The 2796-nt window shown below is 58.4% G+C and carries 4 protein-coding genes and 1 pseudogene; 3 read left to right on the plus strand and 2 right to left on the minus strand.

Annotated elements, in window-relative coordinates; all coding sequences use genetic code 11:
- Positions 1-131: 131 nt before the first annotated feature.
- Both BLIN9172_RS17630 and BLIN9172_RS17635 read left to right on the plus strand, forming a co-directional pair.
- Positions 132-941, plus strand: coding sequence for an MFS transporter (locus tag BLIN9172_RS17630; protein WP_257904183.1), 810 nt, complete (start codon positions 132-134; stop codon positions 939-941).
- A gap of 536 nt (positions 942-1477) precedes the next feature.
- Positions 1478-1918: a hypothetical protein gene (locus tag BLIN9172_RS17635; RefSeq protein ID WP_145998005.1), complete on the plus strand. Its 441-nt coding sequence runs from the start codon at positions 1478-1480 to the stop codon at positions 1916-1918.
- Positions 1919-1922: 4 nt separating this feature from the next.
- On the opposite strand, the gene BLIN9172_RS18265 is transcribed toward BLIN9172_RS17635, so the two are convergent.
- The gene (locus tag BLIN9172_RS18265; RefSeq protein ID WP_170286978.1) at positions 1923-2066 is read right to left on the minus strand and encodes a hypothetical protein; all 144 of its coding nucleotides are present in this window, start codon (positions 2064-2066) and stop codon (positions 1923-1925) included.
- Between the two features lie 66 nt (positions 2067-2132).
- Positions 2133-2585 carry a DUF1906 domain-containing protein gene (locus BLIN9172_RS17640; RefSeq protein WP_145998006.1) on the minus strand — a complete coding sequence of 151 codons (453 nt, stop codon included), beginning with the start codon at positions 2583-2585 and terminating at the stop codon, positions 2133-2135.
- 45 nt (positions 2586-2630) lie between these two features.
- Between BLIN9172_RS17640 and BLIN9172_RS17645 the strand changes: the two are divergent.
- Positions 2631-2796 (plus strand): annotated as a pseudogene (locus tag BLIN9172_RS17645) (IS1380 family transposase); the annotation flags it as partial.

The following is a 2796-nucleotide window of genomic DNA, read 5'->3' on the forward strand; positions in this document are numbered from 1 at the left end:
CCCCGGGGAATCATCTATGTGGAAGAGACCGGTGAGAGACCGGGACACTACTTCCTGCCCTCGCACCGCGTTCGCACTCGAATCCGAGTGAGCCCCTTGCCATCAAGCGAATCGGTGGATCAAGGCTAAGTATTTCTGACAACACGGCAGGAATTATCGCTCCCGGTGCCGCTGGCGCACTACTTAAGATCATCTCAGCACCGTTGCTGTATGTGGTCTCTACTGTGGCGAGTCTGATCACAGCCTGCCTCGTGTCCACGATCAAAGCCACCGATCCACCGGCAACCTCACAGAAGCGGGAGAGGTTCTGGTCTTCCATGACTGCCGGGCTTCGTTACGTGGGAACGAAGGTTGTGTTGCGTACTTTTATCATCACCGCGGGAACAGTCAATCTCGGTGCTGGATTGATCAACGCAATTTATCCGGTCTTCATTCTGCGCGATCTTGGCCTCACCGCCAGCCAGATGGGGTTGGCAGTGTCGATCGGGGCAGTCGGCGGCATTGCGGGGTCACTAATCGGGCTGAGACTCATGAATCTGTGGGGAGAGATCCGCACGATCGTAGTTGCGGTCTGCTGCCTCGCAATCGCTTTCGTGCTTGCACCGCTAACCCCGATCATCCCACTGCCAGCGTTCGCAGTGGTTTGCATCGTGGAGTTCTTGATTGGCTTCATCATCGTCACGTACGGCATCAGCACCAGCGGTATCGTCGCGCGCGTGACCCCGAATTCCATGCTCGGCCGCGTGACCAGTGCCCAACGCTTCGTCATATACGGTTCAGTACCGCTGGGCGCGTTGGCTGGGGGAGCTCTCGCCACGTGGATCGGTAACGGAAATGCGCTGTTCTTCGCCGTGGCGTGCATCCTTCTCGGCGTCGTGTCCTTGTTCCTATCACCGTTGCGTTCTCATCGAACCTTGCCGGCCGAGTGGGAGGTATTTTGATCAGGAAATCCTAGTACGCTTTTTGGTCAACGCTCGGCTGATCTCCCATGCCGAGGGTTAAGCTGGCTAAGACTTAGATATCGGAAGCTGGCTGATCGCGCTCGGTCGGCTTTCGGTTCACTTCGAATCGAAGTACTCCTGGTAAATCCGTTTGGCGACGAACTGCGGTTTGGACTCAAGATGCCCATCGTCTGGATAGGCAAAATCTGACGGCTCTCCTCGGTCCCGGTTGCCCAGCAGAATAGAAAGATATGCGGAAACGAAGAACAACAAGCCTTGGAGTCACGGCACTGGCATGTGCGACTGCGCTACTCGCAGGATGCAGTCCGCAGACGAATGGCCCGCCCATCGAAGGACCGGAGTCGACAGAGGGGCGGACGTACGCCAAGCCCACTCCGGAACAACTAGCTTCAAGCACGCCTGCGAACGCTTGTGCGAACTCCGGTGACGGCTTACGACAGCCAGTGTGGACAGACAGCGGCAGCGTCAACGTCAACATTTCGCGTGTGTTCGCAGGCGACCCAGACATGGATGACGTGAGCTATGACGACAGCAAAGGCGACGGTTGGGAGAACTACTCACACGACTTCGATCCGAAACGCCTCATCATCGTCGCGCTGAAGAGCTCGAATTTGCCGCTAAAAGGAGATGACTTAACCAGCTTCACGTTCCAACGAACAGAACGCAAGAACGGATTCACCACTTGCGAGTCCCCTCTTGACACCGACGTACGTTTCATCGGTGCTCGCGATGCAGGCGACGGATTGTCTGCATCAATTTGGGAGGTCAAGTCCGATGATGATTTCTTCGACAGCGACGGCTTCGGCCGCGCCCTTCTAGACATTCGCCAGGCGCATATCGAAGGGATGGCGGACCGCTACGTGAAGCGTCCCGAACGCGTCGAGAGCGAGAGAGCCACAGCACCAAGGCGGGCTCCCGCTTTCGACGATCTGCAGTTCTATTTCAAGAACCGCTGAGTGTTCAACTGGCCTCCGGGTACCACAGCTGTCCGTTGTAGGGGTTGTGAATGAGCTGGTCGACACCCTTCGTCCCGGCCGAGTTGCCGTCGTCGTGGAACGTGGGCTCGAACTCGAAGAACTGATCGATCGCCCAGTTATCCGGCATCGGCTGTCCGAGGTTCCCCGTCCACCCGTACGACAAGTTGCCGACGTAACTCGCAGACCCCAGGCCCTACTGTTCCATCCGATTGCAGACTGCCCGCGGCCCATAGACGCCGATCGGGTTCCCGCCAAGCGCTGTGGTCTCGGCATCGAGCTCCTGGAAGTAGGGCACGATCAGATCGTCGATCGTGTCACCGAAAGCGCCGAAGTCGACAGCGAAATAGATGTTGACGTTGCCCGGGATGCCGAGAGCCTCTGCCCGCGTGTGGGCAGCCTGCGCGTCGGTTGTTCCGCGGCCTGAAATGAAGTACGCGGCATCGTTCGCAGACGTCTGCCAGATCGGCGCGATTCCGAAGCCGACCTCGCCGCTTTCAAGAAGCCGGCAACCTTTCATGCGACGTTGGATGCGGGGCTTTAGCCTTGATCCACCGATGCGAGTAGCCGGATCAAGCCGCGCGTGAAATGGAAATGCCCCTTCTGAACTGGGAAAATGATGATGTTCGAAGTCAACATTCCCGGCCAAGAAAGGGGCACCTCTCAGGTGCTATTCAACCACACACCCGCGTCTGTGTCTCACTCCTTCGACGATGCGAACCTCACCGCGACCACCGGGCTCGTCCCGATCATGAGCCTCGCCCAGATGGCGGGCCTGCCAGACCTCGCCGAAGACCGTCTGACCGTGACCACCACCGGAGCCGACAAGGGCGCGAACCCGGCACCGAAACTGGCTACCC

It is taken from the genome of Brevibacterium linens ATCC 9172, from assembly GCF_900169165.1.
GTDB classification, from domain to species: Bacteria; Actinomycetota; Actinomycetes; order Actinomycetales; family Brevibacteriaceae; genus Brevibacterium; species Brevibacterium linens.